The following is a 21,691-nucleotide window of genomic DNA, read 5'->3' as shown; positions in this document are numbered from 1 at the left end:
GGCCGGAGGGTGTCCGAAATCCAGGAACGGGCCTCCTCCAGCGAACGGGTGAGCGCCACCCGCGCCCGGGGCAGGAAGCGCTGGACCAGCCCCCCCATGCCTTCGGAGCCCCGGCGTGCACGCAGGTTGACGAGGACGGCGATGTCATTCATGGCGAGCGGGACTCTCTCCACGCTTTGTCATGGCCCGGTCACGGCGCGGAAACCGGTGACGCGGCGTGACTCAAAAACGACCCTCACACTCCCAGTGCATGGGCGAAGCGGGCCTTCAGCCCCCGCGCCTCCCGCTTCTTTCCAAGGGAGAACGCCGCCGCGGCCACGCCCCCGGCGACCAGCAGCCGGCGCAGCCATTGCTTGCCCGCCGCGTGGTAGCCCCCCGAGGTCCCCGTCCCCTCCGCCATCGGACGGAAGAGGGTGCCGGAGGTGTGGCCCTGGCGCTCCTCCTCGAAGTGCTGGGCCTCCGTGACGCCGTTCATGGTGCGCTCGAAGGTGCGGGGCAGCAGGCCGTGCATGGCGGCGAAGCTCCGCGCCGCGGGGCCGACGAAGACCTCGTGCTTGGGGCCGCGGAGGACCCCGAGGATGGCGCGCGCGACGCGCTCCGGCGTGTAGACGGGCTCCACGGGGCGGATGCGCCAGCCGGTGTAGTTGGCGGTGTGTTGCCACAGCGGCGTGTCGATGGCCGCGGGGAGCACGGTGCACACGTCGATGCCGGTGCCGAGCAGCTCCTGTCGGATGGACGCGGAGAAGCCGCGCACCGCGTGCTTCGAGGCCACGTAGGCGCTGACATATGGCGCGGCGACGGTGCCGAAGGTGGAGGAGACGTTCACCAGGGTGCCATAGCCCTGCTGGCGGAACTGGGCCACGGCGGCGCGGGCGCCGCTGACGGTGCCGAAGAAGTTCGTCTCCATCACCTGCCGGAAGGCGTCATCCGGCGTCTCTTCGAGGCGGCCCATGAGGTAGACGCCCGCGTTGTTGATCCACGCATCGAAGTGGCCAAAGGCCTTGCGCGCCTCGTCCGCCAGGTGCTGCACGGCGGCCACGTCCGACACATCCGTGGGCACGACGTGGGCCCGGACGCCGAGCGCCTGGCACTCGCGAGCCAGGTCCTCCAGCGGCTCCTCGCGCCGGGCGGCCAGGACGACGTGGGCCCCCTTCTTCGCCAGGGCCAGCGCGGTGGCGCGACCGATGCCACTGGACGCGCCGGTGACGACGACGACTTGGTTCTTCCAGGCTCGCTTCATGTCCGCGTCCTCCTTGCCGGGCCGAGCCCCAGCGCATGGCCTGAATCCCCCTCGCGAAGATGGCGATTGCACACAGCGACGCACCGGGTCATCGCACACCTGGTTGGAGGACAGGCGGCGGAGCGGCCCCAGGGTCCATTTCGCAGACCGCCGCCGGGGATGGGGGTCCACCGCTGGGACGGGGCACGGGGCGCGAAGGGACGCGTCCGCACGGGAGGTGGCGGCGGGGCTGCACGCGGGTAAGGGGTGGAGATGGCTCGGCTTTTCGCGGAGCACGGGTGGGTTGGAGGAAGCGGAGCGGGCTTGGTATGTGCGAGCGACTGTCGGGCAGGAAACGGAACACAACCTGCACTCGGCCCGCGAGCCATGAACATCCCCGAACGCTCCCTTCCGCCGCCTTGGACGGCGGCCGTCGTCCTCCTGTGCGCGTCCGCGTGCATCAACGTGCCGGCCGTCGAGCCCGCGCAGGCCGAGGTGCGAATCACCGCGCCGGCTGGAACGGCCTACACGAAGGGTGTGGTCGAGGTCCGGCTTGCCGTGACAGGCCACACGCCGGACCGCGTGGAGCTGCTGAAGGACGGCGAGGTGCTGACGGAGCTGGCGCCGCCGTACACGTACACCTGGGACACGGCGGGTGAGCCGGAGGGGACGTACCGGCTGGAGGCACGCGCGGCGCTGGGGGACGTCGCCTATGTGAGCGCGAGCCGCGAGGTGGTGGTGGACCGGACGCCGCCGCGGGTGGTGTCGCGCGTGCCGGAGCAGGGTGCCCAGGAGGTCTGGGTGCAGAGCCCCATCCGCGCCGAGTTCTCCGAGCCCGTGAAGCGGAGCACCGTGACGACGGAGTCCGTGCACCTGACGGTGGGCGACGTGGCCGTGGCGCAGACGGTGTCACTGTCGGAGGACGGGAAGACGGTGACGGTCGTCCCCGTGACTGCGTTCACCGCGCCGAGCACCGTGGCGCTGGCCTTCTCGGGGACGGTGACGGACCTGGCTGGGAATGCCGCCGCGAATCTGGGGGAGGCGTGGAGCTGGGCTGTTCCTGAGTTCGTGCCGTATCCGACGCCCATGCTCGTCCCACTAGACCCCCTGAGCCCCCCTACCGCCTACGTCAAACTAGGCCCCAATGGTCACCCCACAGTCCTGACGAGTCGCGCTGTTGGCCGAACTGGAGACCTTTTCGTAAGCCGCTGGGATGGCAACGCATGGGAACAGCTTGGCGGCGGGCTGCGAACGAGCTCAGAGGAATTCTCCTTCCTCACCCCCAACCTCCAAATCCTTCCAGACGGAAACCCAATCGTCGCTTGGTCGGAGAATCTCGGCGCGGAGTTCAACAACTACATCCATGTCGCCCGATGGAACGGCACGATGTGGGAACGACTTGGAGGCGACGAAGGAATTGTTCCCGAACGACCCCATGCATGGGACATAGCACTTGCGCTTACCAGCGACGGTCGACCTGTCGTTGCAACCAGCATGGAGCCAGAAGATTCCGAAGGCGGCATCCAAGTCTATCAATGGACCCATGAGCAGCAATGGCAGCGCATTGGCCCTCCCGTGTATGGCTCCCTCTACACGTTCAAGATGCCACCGCCTCAACTCGCACTCGACTCTCGCGACAACCCTACGGTCGCCGTTGAACATTCTGAAAGTGCATATCTGAGACGCATCGTCGTTTGGCGATGGGCGGGCAGCGAGTGGGAGCAGTTGGGGGAATCCGTCAACAGCACCATAAATCAACCTTCCTATTCAACTGGGTTCAGATCGCTCCTCTTCAACTCGGCGGATGAACCCATCATCTCCTGGACTGGCAGCAGCAGCGCGCACGCACAAGACGACCTGTTCTCCAGCATGTGGTCCAACAATCAGTGGGTCTCACTAGGCGCCCCACCACGGACGGATGCAACGAGCACCAGAACAGTTCGCGGGAGCGCCATCACTACCAATGATGCACTCCTCCTCGTATCGACCGAACGCGACTCCACGGGAGGAATGATCAACATCCACCGCCGAGAGAACGAACACTGGCAGCTCGTATGGAACAGCCGGGCGGCCTTTCCCGGGAAACAAACCTCGATTGGCGCTCACAGCTTCGACGCGGACACCTCCGGAAACCTGGCACTGGTCTGGACTGAGACTAGAGAAGAGCAAGACGTCGAAATCGTCGTGTATCGACGAAACCACTAACCAGGCTCCAACCCTTCAGCTTCGCATCAAAGAGAGTCAAAGATGAGGATCGCACCAGCACTTGTCGCCTGCCTCGTATCCACCATGGCGTACTCGGCCCCTCGCCGCACGGTGGTGGCCAGTGGAGACTGCAAGGACGCGGAGTTGAGCGGGCAGGCCAAGGCCTTCCTGGGAGCCCTCTCCTCGCGCCCCGAGCAGGACACGCTCAGCGCCAGTCAGTTCAGCGATCGGCTCTTCCCTCAGTCCACCAAGAGCTACGAGGACCTCCATCGGCAGCTCGAAGCCGCGCAGGACCAGTTCTACGAAAGCCGCAACGCCAGGACGCTCCAGGCCGTTGACGAAGCCCTGCAGCAAATCACCCGGCTCCCCGGGGGAGACGCCCGCTGGAAGCTCTACGTCGAAGCCCAGCTCCTCCACGGGCTCAACTACCGCGCCCTGGGCAAGCAAAAGGAGAGCGACACGGCGTTCCGCAACGTGCTGCGGCTCCAGCCTGACTACCAGCTCAGCCCGGACTACTTCGCGCCATCCGTTCGACAGAACTTCGACAAGCTCCGGAAGGAACTCGCTCAGACGCGGAAGGTGAAGCTGTCCGTGAAGTCCACGCTGCCCGCCGCGGACGTGTACCTGGACGGGCTCAAGCTGGGCCAGACGCCGCTGTCACTCGATGCAGTCCCGGGCACCTACCACCTCACCCTCGTCAAGGGCGACACCACGAGCTTCCCACGACACATCCAGGTCCAGGGCACCGAGACGCCGTTGCTCATCGACGTGGCCTATGAGGGCTCTGTCTCCGCGAGCCCGTTCCCCTGCCTTGCCGCCTCGGACGGCAACGACGAGCGCACGCTAAGCCATGCGGTCCGGCTGGGCGGCACGCTCGGCGTGGAGGAGGTCATCGTCGTCCGGCTCGAACGCCCGAGCAGCGGCCCCAAGTGGTTCGCGGCCACCGTCCTCAATGTCGAAGGAGGCCAGAAGCTCCGCGAAGGTGGCTTCAAGACGCAGGGGACAGATGCTCCGAACGAGGCACTCGCGGCGCTGGTCGACTTCGTCACCACCGGCCGCTCGCCCTCCAACCTCGTGGTGATGAACGCCAATGGAAAGGCCCCGTGGGACGCTCCCGGGGGCCGGAACGGAAGCGCGTCCGCGGGCGGCATGGACCTGACGGCCCCCAACCTCATGTCAGAGGGCGACGCGTCCGGAGCACGCTCTACCTCCGGCCTTCGCACGGCCTCGTATGTCGCGCTGGGAACGGGCGTGGCCGCGTTCGGCGGAGCGGGCGTCGTCCGCCTCCTGGCCCAGAAAGACGTGAACGCGCTGGAGAAGCGGCTCGACAACGGCCGGATTCTGTCCAGCGACAGAGAGGCGATGGGACTTCGCGACTCGCTGGTCCAGAAGAGCAACGTCCTCAATGGGCTGCTCATTGGTGGAAGCGCGGCGGTTGTCACGGGCGCGGTGCTCTACCTCCTGTCGCCTGATTCGAGCTCGGCACCGTCCGTCTCGGTAGGACTCTCCGCGGACAGCCACGGCGCGGCGGCCTCACTGTCCGGCTCGTTCTGACGCACGACTCACGAATCCAAGGACACGCACTCCGCGAGAGATGGACCCTCCGAATCACTCCACCTCCCGCGCAGGCAAGCAGGCACGTCGAGTGCTGGATAGGAGGTCCGCGTCAACACACACCGCCAAGCCACCACGGCGCATAGAGTGCCGCCCATGATGCGAGCCCTCTTCGTCCTGCTGCTGGCCACGAGCGCCTCCGCGGCCTCTCCCCGAACCCTCCGGGTCGATTACTTCCACACCGGGAACGCCACCGAGGAGCGGTTCAGCCTCGACAAGGTCGTCATCGAACCGCTGCCCTGGCCCGGCCACCCGGAGCGCGCAATCGATGAGACGAACCTCGGCAAGTACCTCTTCGAGGTCCGCGACCGGGAGAACAACCGGCTCCTCTTCTCACGAGGCTTCGCGTCCATCTACGGCGAGTGGGAGGTCACGAACGAGGCGCGCGGCAGCAACCGCACCTTCCATGAGTCGCTGCGCTTCCCCGCGCCCGAGCGCCCCGTGCAGGTGCTCCTCAAGAAGCGGGATGCCCAGAACGCCTTCCGCGAGGTGTGGTCGCTGGTCGTCGACCCGAAGGACATGTTCGTCGACCCCTCGTCTCCTCCCGCGCCCGGACCGCTGCTGAAGCTGCTGGAGAACGGGCCGTCCGCGCAGAAGGTCGACCTGCTCATCCTGGGTGACGGCTACACGAAGGCCGAGCACGCCAAGTTCGAGAAGGACGCCCGGCACATGGTGGACATCCTCTTCACCTTCTCTCCCTTCAAGGAGCGCAAGGCGGACTTCAACGTGTGGGGGCTCGTCCCCGCCGCGACCCAGTCCGGCATCTCCCGTCCGTCGACGGGCGTCCACCGGCGCTCCCCCATCGGCGCCACCTACGACGCCTTCGGCAGCGAGCGCTACGTGCTCACCTTCGACAACAAGGCCTTCCGCGAGGCAGCGGCCTTCGCGCCCTACGAGTTCGTGGAGATTCTGGTCAACGGCAACACCTATGGCGGCGGCGGCATCTTCGGGCTCTATGGCACCGTGGCCTCGGACAGCCTGTGGGCGCCCTACGTCTTCGTGCACGAGTTCGGCCACCACTTCGCTGGGTTGGCCGACGAGTACTACACCTCTGAATCCGTCTACGCGCCCGCCGCGGACCGCCTGGAGCCCTGGGAGAAGAACGTCACCGCGCTCCACTCCCCGGAAGACCTGAAGTGGAAGCACCTGGTGTCTCCAGGAACACCTCTGCCTACCCCCTGGAACAAGGCTGGGTACGAAAAGCATGCCACCGCCGTGCAGAAGCAGCGCGGCCAGATTCGGGCCCAGCGAAAGCCCGAGTCGGACATGGACAAGCTCTTCCTGGCCCAGCGGGACTGGGAGGAAAAGTTCCTTTCCTCACAGAAGTACTCAGGCCGGGTCGGGGCCTTCGAGGGCGCCATGTACGAGTCGAAGGGCTACTACCGGCCACAGGTGGACTGCGTGATGTTCACTCGGGATCGCGTCCCATTCTGCGCGGTGTGCCAGGGCGCCATCTCCGAAGTCATCGACCTGTATTCCGGGCCTGCGGCCACGTCGCCTCGGGCCAATCCCTGAACGCCTGAAAACCCGGATGTGGCTTGTGTGAAATGCCGATGTCACATGGACCGGACAATGGATTGCCCTCCGGTTCAGGTGTAAGGGGGACACAACCTGCTTCCCATGGAGGGGAACTCATGCAGAGACGATTTTGGCTCCCGGCGATTGTCACGGCCGTGATGGTCACGATGGGCACGGGATGTGGCGACGAGTGCGTTGACCAGTTTGACTGCCGCAGTGACAAGGGCCAGCCGGCCGAGGGCAAGCAGTGGACCTGCAACTCTGGAACGTGCGAGCAGCGCGACATCACCCAGGGTTCGGACGCGGGCACCGAGGAAGACGCGGGCACCGAGCCGGAGCCTGACGCTGGTGAGGGTGACGCGGGGACCGACCCGGACGCCGGCACGGAGGGCTGCACCAGCAACGCGACCTGCGCCCTGACCGAGACCTGCAACACCACGACGAGCGAGTGCGAGGACTCGGGCTTCGTCACGCCGGTGGCGACGACCAGCACGCAGATTCAGGCGGTCCGGGATGCGGCGGATGGCGCGCTCGACCCCGCGCTGCCCATCGAGGGTGCGTTCGTCACGTTCATCAAGCCCGCGGTGGCGGGCAGCAGCGAGCTCCCCGGCTTCTTCGTCCAGGCCGAGGCCCAGGGCCCCGCCCTGTTCGTGAGCGACGCGGCGGCGCTGGCCGCGGTCGCCGTGGGTGACCGGGTCAGCTTCTCCGTGTCGTCGAAGGCGACCACCGACGGGCTGCGCTCCGCGGTCACCGTCACCGGGACCACGGTCATCAGCCAGGGTCACCCGGTCCAGAGCCAGTCGACCGCCACCCCGGCCGGCCTCGCGGTCAACCGCTCCGCGGACACGTCGGCGACGCTGGTGGATGGCCTGGACTCCGTGGACTCCGAGCTCACCTACCTGACGGGCACGATTGCCACGGGCTCCAGCGGCATCGGCGCTGGCTACTCTGGCTTCCAGATCACCACCGAGGGTGTCACCGCTGGCGCCGCCAACTTCCGGCTCCGCGTGCCCGCGACGCTCGCCACCGAGCTCGACATCACCCAGGGCTGCACGTTCACGCTGAACGCGGGCCCCATCTGGCGCTTCGATGGCAACGCCCAGCCGTCCGCGTTCACGGCGTCCGACCTCACCCTGTCGAACTGCGCCGCGCCGACGTTCGGCTCGGCTTCGGCGACGTCGCTGACGGAGGTCGTTCTGAACTTCAGCCGCAACATCTCCGCGGCGAGCATCACCAACGCGCAGGAGCAGTTCACCCTCACCGAGGGTCTGACGGTCTCCGCGTTCCGCGTCGAGGGTAAGCAGGTCTTCCTGACCACGAGCGAGCAGACCCCGGGCACCAGCTACTCCGTCACCGTCGCGAACACCGTGACGGACCTGGCGGGCGGCTCCGTTGCTTCGGAGGCCAGCACGCAGACGTTCCGAGGCTACCGCGCGCCTGCGGTTCTCCGCCTCACGGAGATCCAGCCGAACGCCGGGTCGAACCAGGACCTGGTCGAGTTGCAGGTCATCACTGCGGGAACGACCAGCAACATCACCGTTGAGATGGATGTGACTGCTGCTCGGCTGCTGGCCACCCTTCCGGATGTGGAGGTCGCAGTGGGAGACTTCATCGTGGTGCACATCAATGCCCCCGCCACCGTGAGCGCGGAGACCACGTCCAAGGACCAGTTCCCCACGAGCGTCGCGTCCGGCAACTACGACACGGCTTGGGATTTCGTCGGCGAAAGCGGTGGCGCGAATTCCGCCATTGTCTACTCCAGCCGCGTCATCTTGGTGAAGGACGCCGCTGGCAACATCCAGGATGCGGTGCCCTTCCGGACGACGGGCACCCCGCCTGGTGCGTTCCCGGGCAACCTGCAGGCCATCCAGGCCGCTGGCCAGTGGCTCCCGGCCGATTGCGAAGGTGCACCCTGCACCAACACGTCCACGCCTTCGGCTGGTGACGTGTCCGCAGTCTGGGCGGGCATTCCGAACGGCGCGGACACCACGAGCAACAGCGTTCGCCGTATCAGCACGGACGACACCAACACCCTGGCGGACTGGGCGGTGGGTGCTCCGTCGTGGGGCATGCCCAACCAGTAGTCTGACGGTTTCAAGCTGAAGCCTCCGGGCCGCGGCTCCTCGTGAGCCGCGGCCCTTTTTTTTACCCTGGGTGTGGTGGAACCCTGTGCGCCGTTGTCACGGGTGCCTCTACAGTGCCGCTACTTCATCCGTGGGCCCGACTCTTTCGCGGGCCGGAGTCTTCATGCGCGTCCACCACGCCCTGCTTCCACTCCTCGCGCTGCTGCTGACCGCGTGTCCTGGCTCCACACCTCCCGGGACTGATGACACAGGCCCCGGACTGGCCATCACCACGGAGACGCTCCCCGCCGCATCCGTCGCGCAGCTCTATCGCGGCTCGGTCACCGCTTCGGGTGGCACACCTGCCTATTCCTGGCGCGTCGCGCAGGGCGCGCTGCCCACCGGACTCAGCCTCTCTACCCTGGGCGAAATCACCGGAACACCTCAAGCCGCTGGCACCTCGTCCTTCGACGCGGAGGTGCGTGACTCCCGCGGACGGACGGTTCGCGCCACGTTCGAACTCGAGGTGCGCGACGCCGGGCTCCACATCGCGTCGTCCTCGCTACTCGATGCATACGTCGGCGAGAACTACTCCGCTCAGCTCGACGCTTCGGGCGGCACGGCGCCGTACACCTGGACGCTCGCGGAGGGCACCCTCCCGTCGGGCGTGAACCTCGACTCACAGGGGCACCTCTCCGGCGTTCCCGCCAGCGCCGGCACCTTCTCCGTCACCGTCCACGTGCAGGACGCCACCGGACTTTCGGGCCAGCGCGCCCTCTCGCTCTCCACCTTCACTGCGCCCTATCTCGCGGGCGGCACGCTCCCCGCCGCCACGCTCGGAGCGACCTACTCCACGGAGCTTCACGCCGTCGGCGGGCGCACGCCACTCACGTTCCGCGTCACCTCGGGTGCCTTGCCCACGGGCCTCCAACTGGAAGCCGGCCTCGTGCGTGGAACGCCCACGGCGCCAGGGGACGCCTCCTTCACCGTCGAGGTCCAGGACGCCAACGGCCGCACGGCGTCCGACACGTTCCACCTCACCGTCCAGGGCGGCCTCACCATCACCCCCAGCACCCTGCCGGACGCCTATACCGACGCCGCGTATCGCCAGGCCCTCCAGGTGATGGATGGACGCGCGCCTTATGCCTGGGCGCTCACCGCGGGTTCGCTGCCCGCCGGTCTCCGGCTCACCAGCACGGGCCTGCTCGAAGGCACCGCGTCCACGACAGGCACCTTCTCCTTCTCCATCCAAGTCACCGACGCCGACGCGCGCGTGACCACCCGGAACCTCAGCCTGGCCGTGTACCGGCCTCCGTCGGTGACGGGCCCGGCGCTCCAACTCGACGGGCATGTCTCGCAGTCCTTCAGCGCCACGTACTCCGTCACCAACGGGAAGGCGCCGTACACGTTCGCGCCAGCAAGCGCCCTCCCCTCCTGGCTGCGGCTCTCCTCCTCCGGCCAGCTTTCGGGCATCCCGCCCGCGCTGGGGACCACCAGCGGACAGGCCGTCGTCACCGACGCGAATGGACGGACGGGCACACGCGACTTCACCCTCACCGTCCACGAACGCCCCACCGTCGAGACCACCGCGCTGCCCGATGCCCGCAAGGACGTGCCCTACTCCACCCAGTTGCAGGCCTCCGGAGGCAAGGCGCCGCTCTCCTGGCATATCGACTCGGGGGCGCTTCCCTCGGGGCTCACGCTCTCAACGTCAGGGACCCTCAGCGGCACTCCCACGCAGACAGGGGACTCCACGTTCATTGTCTCCGTGACGGACGCCGCGGGTCAGCCGGCGTGGCGCGGGCTGACCCTCACCGTGCGCACCGCGGGCACGTCCCTCACGGTGGGCCATTGGAACCTCGAGTGGTTCGGAGCCCCCAACCAGGGCCCGCCGGACTCCACTTCGGAGGGCGGAGCGACGGACGACCTTCAGATTGCCCATGCGCGCGACATCCTTCGCGACTCGGGCGCCAACGTGTGGGGCCTGGTGGAGATGGTGGACGCCGAGGACTTCGCCACGCTCAAGGCACAGCTCCCCGGCTTCAATGGCTTCCTCGCCAATGACGCGTCCTTCGTCCCCAACGGCACGTCCTACTACAGCAACGGCGAGCAGAAGCCCGGCATCCTCTACGACAGCAGCCTCACGCTCCAAAGCGCGCAGCTCATCCTCACCGCGAACGACGCGGACTTCGGTGGCCGTCCGCCCCTGCGCGTGGACTTCACCACGACCGTCCAAGGCGAGAGCACGCCACTGGTCGTCATCGTCCTTCACATGAAGGCGTTCGACAACGAGACCGCCTACGGACAGCGGCAACGCTCCAGCGCGGCGCTCAAGGCGTACCTGGACACCTCCCTGCCCACCGAACGCGTGCTCGTCATTGGCGACTGGAACGACGACATCGACGAGTCCATCACCCGGGACAGCACCGGCGACTCTCTCCCCAGCCCCTTCGCGCCGTTCGTGGCCGACACCCAGCGCTACACCTTCATCACCGAGCCCCTGTCCCGGCTCGGCTTGCGGACCACCGTCGGCTATCCCGACGTCATCGACCACACGCTCGCCTCCAACGAGCTGGCGGATGACTACCTGTCAGGCTCCGTCGAAGTCCTGCGCCCGGACGCGTGGATTCCCAACTACGGCAACATCGTCAGCGACCACTATCCCGTCATCAGCCGCTACGACCTGGGAGGCTCCGGCGGCGGCACGGACCCCGACCTCCCGCCGAACCTCATCATCAACGAAGTCCTGCCCAACGAGCCCATCCCGCCCGGGCAGACGGTGTCTGACACCCACTACGAGTTCATCGAGGTGTACAACGCGGGGACCTCCTCCGCGGACCTGTCCGGCTGGAGCCTGTCAGACTCCGCAGCCGTGCGGCATGTCTTCGCCTCCGGCACCACGCTTTCTCCCGGCCGGGTCTTCGTCGTCTTTGGTGGCGTTCGAGGCTTCCCCGCCGGTGCGCCCGATACCGTGGCCGCATCCTCGGGCGGCCTGGGCCTCAACAACGATGGCGACGTCGTCAGGCTCCTCGCGCCCGATGGGAGCAACGTCGATGAGATGTCCTACGGAGGCACCTTCGACAACATCTCCTTCAACCGGTCGCCCGACGCCACGCCCGACGCGCCGTTCGACTACCACGACCTGATACCCCCGAATCTCACCTCCTCCCCGGGCCTCCGCGTGAACGGACAAGCGTTCTGACCCGCTCCCAAGAAGGGCGCCTCCAACCGCGGGTTCAGCGCAGTGAATCGAGCGGCGAGCCGGGGTCCGCGGGGTCCTCGCGGGGGGCTGACTCTTGCTGACGAGGTGGCTCGGCACCGGGCCCCGGCATCCCGTCCACGAGGTGCGCCACCAGACCTCCGGGACCCTCGCCGTAGGTGACGCGAACCTCGTCTCCCTCGCGATACTCCCGCAGGCCCGTGATGGGCTCGCCCTTCATGTAGAGCCCGGTCTGCTCATCCACTCCGACGTCGTACTCCACGCCGTCGTTGCCGCGGATGAGCAGCTCGTTGTCGCCCACCCACTCCACGCGGCCATGGAGCCGGTCCGTGGGCTCGGGCCGCCCCGAGCCGCCCTGCCCTGTCCCCAGCGTCCCCACCGGAAGCGCGCCGGAGCCGGGCGCCCCGGACGCTGGGGGCCGCTCGCGTGAGGCCATGAGACCTCGAAGGACCTCGGAGCGGCCTTCTCGCTCGCTCGCGGACGGAGGCCCCCGGTCCTCGCTCCGCTGGCCGCAACCGAGCCACACGGCGAACAGCCCGAATGCCACCCGCCTCCAGCCACGCGTTGCCCTCATGCGCTCGTGCCCCCCGCGTGTGGAAGTTCACCGCGACGGCCGGCGGCCCACACCGGACGCCTTGTCTCTTCCTCAACATGCGGATGGCCCTGGCGGCCGAGAACCCAGCGCGCCCCAAGGTGCGCCTTGGTGGCGACCCGGAAAGCGGTAGAACGCTCCGCCGCACGGCCCCTCTCCCTGCGTGGATGCACTGACCGTGCACGCCTCCGACGGCGGTCCCGAACCGGAGCCCTGGGCCCACCATGAGCGCCATCCGTTGTCTATCTTGCGCCCCCGGGGCGAGCGGGGTGGTGGGCAGCCGCCCCTGGCTTGCAAATTCGACGCACCTGCCGGGCCCTGACTATTTTCCCTTCTGGTAGCGCTCCCCTGAGCACCACGGTCCCCGTACTCGTGAGCAAGACAGCAGCCCACTTCCAGGACCTGCAGCCCGACCCTGCGCATGCCGCGCCGTCAGCGTGCGTGTGGCTGGTCGACGACAGCCCCACGCAACGGGCGCAAGCCCGCGAACTGCTGTCGAAGCAGTACACGACGGAGACCTTCAGCAACGCCGAGCAGATGCTGGAGCGGCTGTCCCTGGGGCAGCCTCCCGAGGTGCTCCTGCTGGACTGGCAGTTGCCGGGCATCTCGGGCCTGGACGCGTGCCGCTACGTCCGCGAGCACTACGATGACGTCACCCTCCCCATCCTGATGCTCTCCACCTGGGGGACCCACGATGACTTCACGGAGGGGCTACAGGCAGGCGCCAACGACTACATCGCCAAGCCCTTGCACGGCGCGGAGCTGCTCGCCCGAGTCGCCAGCCTCATGCGCATCCATGCGCAGGGTGAGCGGCTGAGGGAACGCGAAGCGTACCTGTCCACGACGCTCTCCAGCATCGGGGATGCTGTCATCACCACGGACCGCGCCGGCCGTGTCGTCCTCCTCAATCCCGCGGCAGAGCGCATCACCGGCTGGCGCACCACGGACGCCCGGCAGCGGTCCGTGGACGTCGTCTTTCGCATCATCGACGCCGCCAGCCGGCAACCCATCGAGCTGGCGCCCGCGCTGGCCACGGAGAAGGAGCTCGCGGGGCCGACGCTGCTCGTCCGTCAGGACGGGACAGAGGTCCCCATTGAGGGCAGCGCCGCACCGATTCTCACGGGGCCAAATGACCTCGCTGGCGCCGTGCTCATCTTCCGCGATGTCACCGAACAGACCGAGGTGCGTCAGCGCAACGAAGCCCTCACGGAGCGGCTGCGCGCCAGTGAGGCGGAGCAGGCCATGCTGCTCGACGCAATCCCCGTTCTGGTGTCGTTCGTCAGCGCGGACGAGCGTCACGGCCGCGTCAACAAAGCGTATGAGGACTGGTTCGGGCTGTCGCAGGAACAACTCCGGAACCAGAAGATTCGAGACATCATCGGAGAGGCGGCCTACGCCGTGCTGAGCCCCTTCGTGAGGCGGGGGTTGGCGGGAGAGAGCTTCTCCTTCGAGCAGCATGACGTGCCCCATCGCTTCGGGGGCACACGGGACGTGAAGATGTCCTTCATCGCGCACCGTGAGCCGGGACAACCCGGGGCTGGCTACGTCGCGCTCCTGCAGGACATCACGGTGCAACGGAGAATGGAGCAGGAGCGGGAGCTGCACGCGCGAAGGCTCCAGGAGCAGGCGGAGTTCGAACAGCAGCTCATTGGCATCGTGAGCCACGACCTGCGCAACCCCCTGGGTGCCATCCTCCTGGGGACGGAACGGCTGAGGCGCTCAGAGGAACTGGACCCGAACGCCCTCAAGAGCGTGGAGCGCATCCACGCGTCGGCCTCCCGTGCCGTGCGGATGGTGAAGGAGCTCCTCGACTTCACCCAGGCCCGGCTGGGCGGCGGCATCCGGCTCGAGCGTGCCCCCATCGACATCCATGCGCTCGTCCGGACCGCCGTGCAGGAGGTCGAAGAGGCCCACCCCTCCGCCCACGTGAGTGTGGTGACGAGCGGTGATGGGCAGGGCGCGTGGGACGCGGACCGGCTCTCCCAGGTGATTCAGAACCTGGTGACGAACGCCGTGAAGTACGGCCAGCCCGAGGCTCCCATCGAGGTGACGCTCGAGGGAGCCGGCGACCAGGTGACGCTGAGCGTCCACAACGAAGGCCCCCCCATTGCACCCGAGCGCCTCCCGAACCTCTTCCAGCCGCTCCAGCGGGGCACCGACGAGGTGGATGTCGCGAGCCGCAGCGTGGGCCTGGGCCTCTTCATCGTGAAGGCGGTCGTCGACGCGCACCAGGGGCACATCGACGTGAGCTCCGCGCCAGGAGAGGGGACCACCTTCACGGTGACGCTGCCACGGCGGGCGGCGGCGCGCCCGGAGCCGGAACAACAGCCGGAGTCCACGCATTGAGCGGGGCGCATCGGGGGCACAGGCCAGCCCCCGACGACGTTCGGACTATTCGATGACGAAGACGAGCGTCACCTTCGCCTGCACCGTCTGCTCCTCGGGCTGGATGGGCGTGGACATCGCGCGGGCATCCGCCGCCTCGGCCATCGCGAAGCGCGCCGGGTAGAGCTGCGGCGGCTCCGTCACCGTGCTCGCGTCGAGCACCGCGCCCAGCTTCACGCTCAGCGACGCGGCCAACACCTCCGCCGACTTGCGCGCCCGCGCCACCGCCTGCCGCAGGGCCTCGCCCTGCACCGCGTCCTGGCGGCTCAGCCCGAAGCGCACCGAGTCCACCCGGTTCGCGCCCGCCGCCAGGGCCCGGTCCAGCAGGTTCCCCACCCGCGACAGGTCCTTCACGTGGACGCTCACCAGGTTGCTCACCCGGTAGCCCTTCAGCTTCGGCTCCGTCTGGTTCGGGAGCGGCGGCGCGTACTCCGGGTACACCGAGTAGTTGCGCGTCTGGATGTCCCGCCGCGCGATGCCCGCGGACGTCAGCGCCGCAATCACCTTCTCCATCCGCTTCGCGTTCTGCTCGCCCGCCGCCTTCGCGTTCGCCGCCAGCGTCTCCACCGCCACGTCGATGAAGGCCTCGTCGGGCTGCGCCTTCACCTCACCGGTGCCTTCCACGCGAATCGTCCGCACGCCCGCGGGGACCTGCGCACGCGGCGCGGAGATGGGTTGCGGCTGCGCGAAGGCCGACAGGCCCGTGAGCAACATCGCGGTCAGCAACAGGGGTCGAACAGGTCGAGCGAACATGAGGCCTCCTCAGGAATGGGCCGCCGCGGGTCGTACTGCAACGTCCTGCCCCCTTGGAACGGCCATCACCGGGTGACATTCACTTTCCTCGGGCCCGCGCCCGGAGCGCTCCTTCCCCCTCTGGGAGGAAGGAGCGCCGGACCCGCCGGAATCGTGTCCCGGCGGAAAGTCACGGACTGGCGGCTTCGGCGCCGGTCATCTCACGCACCACCTGACGGGGGCCCCGGCTCGCGACCGAGCGCACCTTCGTGGTGGCCTTGCGCCGCGCGGCCCTCAGCGCATCCCGGCCCATGTCCATCACCGCGGACACCGCGCCCGCGACCAGGTTGGCGGGCGGCGTATCGGGGGCCATCGGGTGCGGCCGCGTGGGCGCCGCCTTCCGCGACATCTCCAGCACGTCACCCATCGTCCGAAGCTCCTGCGGACGGAAGACCTTCTTCAGCGCCGGGAAGAGCTCGTTCTCCTCCTGCAGGACGTGCGCGCGCACGTTCTCCATCAGCACCTGCACCTTCGCGTCGAAGCGCTCCGCTTCCGGAGACATGCTGTCCAGCTCCGCCAGCAGCCACTTCACCACGTGGTGCTCCTCCAACGAGCGCAGCACGTTCGGCCCCAACCCCTCCGAGCGCGAACGAACCGCGGGGTAGAGCACCTGCTCCTCGATGGCGGCGTGCACGGACAGCTCGGTGACCAGCTGGTCCACCAGCCGACGCTTCAACTTGTGGGCGTTGGGGCCCGCCTTCTCGAACTTCCGGAACAGCTGCTCCACCGTCTTGTGGTCCGCCTTCAGCAACGCGATGGCATCCATGGACGCACCTCCCTGAGAGTTCGTTGGCCGCTGGCCTCCTGGCGCAGTGCGGCATGTCCTGCATGGTGGGGATGACGCCGCTGGGATGCGCGAGCGGCGCACGGACGGCCTGACCGCACGGCCGCTCAACGAGCAACCCGCCGCGCCGCTGGGGATGTGACGGGCGCCGAGACTCCCGGGCAATCACCCGGGGGCGTTTCGCGGGCCAATGTCCGTGCCACCGTACCCTGGGGAATGGGGTGCGCCGCTGGTGAGACTGGGGAAGGGAGAGCACCGTGATGAATGACATCCTGCGCGTCCGGGTCGCTCGCGTGACTCGCGAGGCCGAGGACATCCTGTCGTACGAGCTGGCCGCGACGGAGGGAGGCACCCTGCCCGCCTTCGAGGCCGGCGCCCACCTGGAGGTCCGCGTCCCAGGTCCGGGAGACTTCCTGCGCGCGTACTCCCTCTGCAACGACCCGGAGGAGACCCACCGCTACGTCATCGCCGTGGCCCGCGACGCCAAGGGACGCGGGGGCTCGAACGCCATGCATGAGCGGGTGCACGAGGGGGACGTGCTGGAGGTGAAGGCGCCTCGCAACCACTTCCCCCTTCTGTTCGCGCGCAGCTACGTGCTGGTGGCGGGAGGCATTGGAATCACCCCCATGCTGTCCATGGCGCGCGTGCTCCAGCGCACCGGCGCGGACTTCACGCTGCACTACTGCGCGCGCGCGCCCGGCCGCGCCGCCTTCCACGAACTGCTCTCCCAGGCGCCCTTCGCCGAACACGTGCGCTTCAGCTTCGACGGAGGAGACCCGGCCCGGGGCCTGGACGTGAAGGGACTGCTGGCCACGCGACTGCCGGGGGCACGGCTGTACTGCTGCGGTCCCACGGGGCTGATGAACGCCGTGCGCGACGCGGCCACCCTGCACCGCTGGCCGTGGGAGAAGGTGCACTTCGAATCCTTCACCGCCGAGGGCAACCGCGCCGCCACGGGCCGGGAGGAGCAGGGCTTCGAGGTGACCCTCCGCAGCACGGGCCAGGTGCTGCAGGTGCCCGCCGGGCAGTCGGTGCTCAACGTGCTGCGCCGCAATGGGGTGCGCATCCCCAGTGACTGCGAGGCCGGGACGTGCGGCACCTGCGTCACGCGGGTCTGCGATGGCCAGCCCGACCACCGCGACACCTTCTTCCAGGCGGAGCCCGCGGGTGACCAGCGCATGCTCGTCTGCGTGTCACGCGCCCGCTCCAAGCGGCTGGTGCTGGACCTCTGACACGGCCGGGCCGGGAGCTATGCCGCCCGGCCCGACGCCTCCCGACGAGCACGCGCCACTTCGGACCGGACCAACTGCCGCAGGGCCTCCGGGTCGAAGGGCTTCTCCACGCGCGGGTTGCCCACGCGCTCCAGGAACGTCCGCGCGGTGGCCGTGAAGGCGCCGCCGGTGATGAACACGATGCGCTCCGCCGCGCGCGCGTCCACCTGCGCGAGCGCGTCGTACAGGTCCATCCCGGTCATCTCCGGCATCATCAAATCGCAGAGCACCACGTCGTAGCGGGCCTCTGGCCCGGTCAGCAGCTCCAGGGCGCGCCGCGCGCTCACCAGCACCTCCACGTCGTTCTCTCGCGACAGGGTGCGGCGGATGGCGCCGCTCACCAGGGCGTCGTCGTCCACCACCAGCACGCGGCCCCGCGTCGCCGCCTCGGCAGGTGCTGGAGTCGGAGCGGCCTGGGGCACCGGAGCGTCAGCGGTCCCCAGCCCTCCCGGGTCCGAGCCCCCGGTGCCCACGTCCAATGACAGAGACCTGCCGGATGTGACACTGGCGTCCCGTGAAGCCATCCGCCCTCCGTTCTCCTGGCTTGCCGCCAGTGCGTCGGAATCCGTTGCCCGGCCGTCCGCGGACACGCCGGGCGTCGCTGCGAGGTGTCCCGGAGTCGCAGGCACCGCGGCCCCCGCCTCGCCTCGCTCCGACGGCGCGGGAGGCGCCACCTCGGCGCCGTCCCCCTGGGCCCGCTGCGCCTCCGCCGCGGCCCGCAGCGTCACGCGGAACACCGAGCCCCGTCCGGCCTCGCTGTCCACGGCGATGGTGCCGCCCATGGCCGTCAGGTAGGCGTGACACAGCGACAGCCCCAGCCCCGTGCCCACGCCCACCGGCTTCGTCGTGTAGAAGGGGTCGAAGATGCGGGCGAGCAGCTCCGGCGAAATCCCGCTGCCCGTGTCGCGCACCTCCGCCACCACCCGCCCATCCGGGCCCCTGCGCGTGATGAGCCGCACCTCGTTCGACTCCGCCTGTCCCTCCGGCAGCGCCTGCGCCGCGTTGATGAGCAGGTTGAGGAACACCTGCGCCAGGCGCGCCTCGTTGCCCTCCACGCGCGGCACGTCACCGTAGTCACGCACCAGCTTCGCGCGCGGGCGCAGCTCGCCCATGGCAATCTTCACCGCCGAGTCGAGCACCGCGTGCAGCTCCACCGGCCCCTGCTTCTCGTCATCCGGCCGGGAGAACATCTTCAAGTCCTGGACGATGCGCCGCACGCGGTCCGCGCCCAGCAGCGCCTCACGCAGCGCCTGATTCACGTCCGTCAACCGGGCGCCCACGTCGCGCGTCCCGTCCAGCTCCCGCGCGAGCGCGTCCGCCTCCTCGCTGGCGTGCTCCAGGTTCGACACGATGTACGCCAGCGGGTTGTTGATTTCGTGCCCCACGCCCGCCGCGAGCTGCCCCACCGCCGCCAGCCGCCCCGCCTGCACGAGCTGCGCCTGCGCCTGCCGGAGCGTGCGCATGTTCGCCTCCAGCTCCGCGTTGGCCCGCGCCAGCGCCTGCGTGCGGTCCTTCACGCGCTCCGCCAGCCACCGCTCGCGGTCCTTCAACTGCCCCACGCGCAGCAGGTACACGCTGACGCCCAGCATCCCCACGCCCAGCACGCACAGCAGCCAGAAGCCCGTGCGCTGCCACAGCTTCGGCTCCAGCACGACGTCCAGGGACACCGGCTCGGTCCACCCGCCGTCCCGGCCCTTCGCCTGGACCTCGAAGCGGTAGCTGCCCGGCCGCAGGCCGTTGTACAGCGCCCGCCGCGCCTCCGCGTGCACCCACGTGTCGTCGTGCCCCGTCAGCCGGTAGCGGAAGGGCAGCCGCGCCGCGTCCACCGGCGTGAAGGCCGTGAAGCGAATCTCCAGCCGCGCGGCCCCGGGCTCCAGCTCCACCGGCCCCTCCACCGGCACCGGCGTGCCCTGGACGCGCACCTCTTCAATCCGCACCTCGGGCGGCTGCCGGCTCGCGCGCACCCGCACCGGGTCCACCACGATGGCGCCGCGCAGGTTGGTGAACCACAGCCGCCCGTCCTGCCCCCGCCACGCCGACGGCTGCGTGTTGCCGTTGCACTCCGCGCTGCGCATGCCGTCACGCGTGTCGAAGTCCAGCGTCGTCAGGCGCGGGCGCACGCCGTCCGCCACGTCCTCCAGGTCGCGCCGGGACACGCGGGACACGCCCTTGTTGCTGCTCATCCACAGCGAGCCATCCCCGTCCGGCACCAGGCTGAACACCGCGTCGTCGTACAGGCCCTGCGCGACGGTGAAGCGCGCCCAGGTGTCCTCGCGCCACCGGCCCAGCCCCGTCTCCGTGCCCACCCACACCGTGCCGTCCGGGTCCGCGTGCAGCGCCAGCACCAGGTCCCCAGGCAACCCGTCCTGCTGCGTGAAGCGCTGGAAGCCCTTCTGCTCGCCGTCCCAGCGCGCCAGCCCCGTGTCCGAGCCGAACCACACCCGGCCGCGCGTGTCCTCCACCATGACGATGATGGGGTTGGTGAAGCCCTGCTTCGGGCCGTACACCGTCACGCCGCCGCCATGCAGCCGCGCCAGCCCCGTCTGCGTGCCCAGCCACGTGTCACCCCGCGAGTCGACCAGGATGGCCGTCACCACGTCGTGCGGCAGCCCCTGCGCGCGCGACACCCGCGTGAAGCGCTGGCCGTCATACCGGTAGGCGCCGGAGAGCGTCCCCACCCACAGCGTCCCGTCGGGTGCCTCGTGCAGCGCGGGGATGACGCTCTCCGGCAGGCCCTGCTCGGCGCCCACGTGGTGGAACGCGCGGTCCTCGTACCGGAACAGGCCGCTGGTGGTCCCCAGCCACAGCGTGCCGCGGCGGTCCTCCAGCACGGCGCTGACCGTCTCGTCGGCCAGGCCCTCCGGGATGCCATACGTGGCGAAGGGGCCGTCACGCAGGCGCATCAGGCCCGAATAGGTGCCCACCCAGAGGTGGCCATCCCGGTCCTCCAGCAGCGACAGCACCGCGGACTCCGCCATCCACTGCATGCCGGGCACCGGCTCGCTGAAGCCCTTCGCGTTGTGCCGCGTCAGGCCGCCGCGGTGCGTGCCCACCCAGAGGTTGCCGTCACCGTCGGCGTACAGCGCGTTGACGGACAGGGACGGCAGGCCTTCGTCAGTCGTGAAGCGCCAGGCCACCACGCCATTCCACGAATAGAGGCCCGCCTTCGTCCCCAGCCAGAGCACGCCCGTCGCGTCGCGGCGCAGCGCCATCACGTAGGGGCGGGGCTGGGGCCCAGGGAAGGGGAACGGCGCCGGCTCCACGCGCCCGTCCACCCAGCGGGCCAGCCCCTCGGGCGTGCCCACCCAGAGCGACGTGCCCTCCCCGGGCGTCAGCGCCGTGATGTGGGAGGCGGGCAGGCCATCCGCCACCGTGTACTGGCGCGCCACGCCCGGGCCCAGCGGCACCTGCCAGAGGCCCGTCGTCGTCCCCACCCAGAGCACGCCATCCGCCGCCACCAGCGTCTCCACCCGCGCGGAATCCAGCGGCGCGGCGGCACCCATGGCGCGCTCGAAGCGTCCCTTGCGGTACGCCACCAGCCCCTGGCCCGTGCCCATCCACAGCGTGCCCGACGCATCCTCCGCGAGCGCCTTGATGGTGTGGTTGCGCAGCTCCGGCGCGTTGCGCTTGTCGAACACGGTGAAGCGCGCGCCGTCGAAGCGGGCCAGCCCCTCCCACGTCCCCAGCCAGAGGTAGCCGTCGCGCGTCTGCACCATGGACAGCAGGCTGTTCTGCGGCAGCCCGTCATCGCTGCGCCACACGTCCTGGCTGTACTGCGAGACACGACGCTGCGGATCCAGGGCCATGCCCGGCGGTGCCAGGACGAGCCCCACGAAGAAGAACCACCCGATGAACCCCCGCTCAAGAGCGCGGGCTCGCTGCCCCGGAGTGCGCATGCCGCCCGCAGTGTCCGGCAGAAACGGCCCAGAGGCCACACGCCCCCGCATTCACCGGGGGTGGAACGTTCAGTGAACAGTCTTGGCGACAGCGGCGGGGGACCGGCCTCCTCCCCCTGTACAGCCCCACCG

12 protein-coding genes and 1 pseudogene are annotated in these 21,691 nt (G+C 69.1%); 7 read left to right on the top strand and 6 right to left on the bottom strand.

Features of this window, described 5'->3' with window-relative positions:
• Positions 1–152, bottom strand: a pseudogene (locus HV824_RS37640) (diacylglycerol kinase); the annotation flags it as partial.
• An 83-nt stretch (positions 153–235) separates the two neighbouring features.
• Entirely contained in the window at positions 236–1,240 is a 1,005-nt protein-coding gene (locus HV824_RS27640; RefSeq protein ID WP_176424618.1) for an SDR family oxidoreductase, read from the bottom strand.
• Positions 1,241–1,606: 366 nt separating this feature from the next.
• Between HV824_RS27640 and HV824_RS27635 the strand changes: the two genes are divergently transcribed.
• The 5 genes from HV824_RS27635 to HV824_RS27615 all read left to right on the top strand — a co-directional run bounded on the left by HV824_RS27635 (position 1,607) and on the right by HV824_RS27615 (position 11,821).
• Positions 1,607–3,424 carry an Ig-like domain-containing protein gene (locus HV824_RS27635; protein WP_255208387.1) on the top strand — a complete coding sequence of 606 codons (1,818 nt, stop codon included), beginning with the start codon at positions 1,607–1,609 and terminating at the stop codon, positions 3,422–3,424.
• An 84-nt stretch (positions 3,425–3,508) separates the two neighbouring features.
• On the top strand, positions 3,509–4,978 hold the full coding sequence (locus HV824_RS27630; protein ID WP_176424616.1) for a PEGA domain-containing protein: 1,470 nt from the start codon (positions 3,509–3,511) through the stop codon (positions 4,976–4,978).
• Between the two features lie 156 nt (positions 4,979–5,134).
• Positions 5,135–6,553, top strand: coding sequence for an IgA Peptidase M64 (locus HV824_RS27625; RefSeq protein ID WP_176424615.1), 1,419 nt, complete (start codon positions 5,135–5,137; stop codon positions 6,551–6,553).
• Between the two features lie 119 nt (positions 6,554–6,672).
• Complete coding sequence (locus HV824_RS27620) at positions 6,673–8,640, top strand: Ig-like domain-containing protein (protein WP_176424614.1); 1,968 nt, start codon at positions 6,673–6,675, stop codon at positions 8,638–8,640.
• A gap of 163 nt (positions 8,641–8,803) precedes the next feature.
• Positions 8,804–11,821, top strand: a complete 3,018-nt coding sequence (locus HV824_RS27615; RefSeq protein ID WP_176424613.1) for a putative Ig domain-containing protein — start codon at positions 8,804–8,806, stop codon at positions 11,819–11,821.
• Positions 11,822–11,855: 34 nt separating this feature from the next.
• Here HV824_RS27615 and HV824_RS27610 read toward each other — a convergent pair whose 3' ends face one another.
• On the bottom strand, positions 11,856–12,275 hold the full coding sequence (locus HV824_RS27610; protein WP_255208386.1) for a hypothetical protein: 420 nt from the start codon (positions 12,273–12,275) through the stop codon (positions 11,856–11,858).
• A gap of 528 nt (positions 12,276–12,803) precedes the next feature.
• Between HV824_RS27610 and HV824_RS27605 the strand changes: the two genes are divergently transcribed.
• Complete coding sequence (locus tag HV824_RS27605; protein WP_176424611.1) at positions 12,804–14,777, top strand: ATP-binding protein; 1,974 nt, start codon at positions 12,804–12,806, stop codon at positions 14,775–14,777.
• 45 nt (positions 14,778–14,822) lie between these two features.
• On the opposite strand, the gene HV824_RS27600 is transcribed toward HV824_RS27605, so the two are convergent.
• Together HV824_RS27600 and HV824_RS27595 are read right to left on the bottom strand one after the other, a co-directional pair.
• Complete coding sequence (locus HV824_RS27600) at positions 14,823–15,569, bottom strand: SIMPL domain-containing protein (protein ID WP_176419638.1); 747 nt, start codon at positions 15,567–15,569, stop codon at positions 14,823–14,825.
• Positions 15,570–15,738: 169 nt separating this feature from the next.
• A complete protein-coding gene (locus HV824_RS27595) occupies positions 15,739–16,374 on the bottom strand; it encodes a hemerythrin domain-containing protein (RefSeq protein WP_176419639.1) in 636 nt (211 codons plus the stop codon).
• Positions 16,375–16,652: 278 nt separating this feature from the next.
• On the opposite strand from HV824_RS27595, the gene HV824_RS27590 reads away from it, so the two are divergent.
• Positions 16,653–17,624 (top strand): PDR/VanB family oxidoreductase, encoded by a 972-nt coding sequence (locus tag HV824_RS27590; protein WP_176424619.1) that lies wholly within the window; start codon positions 16,653–16,655, stop codon positions 17,622–17,624.
• A 17-nt stretch (positions 17,625–17,641) separates the two neighbouring features.
• On the opposite strand, the gene HV824_RS27585 is transcribed toward HV824_RS27590, so the two are convergent.
• A complete protein-coding gene (locus tag HV824_RS27585; protein ID WP_176424610.1) occupies positions 17,642–21,559 on the bottom strand; it encodes a two-component regulator propeller domain-containing protein in 3,918 nt (1,305 codons plus the stop codon).
• Positions 21,560–21,691 lie beyond the last annotated feature (132 nt).

The organism is Myxococcus sp. AM009, from assembly GCF_013372605.1.
GTDB lineage: Bacteria > Myxococcota > Myxococcia > Myxococcales > Myxococcaceae > Myxococcus > Myxococcus vastator.
The sequence above is the reverse complement of the archived record's forward strand: the minus strand, read 5'-3'. Positions and strand labels throughout refer to the sequence as shown.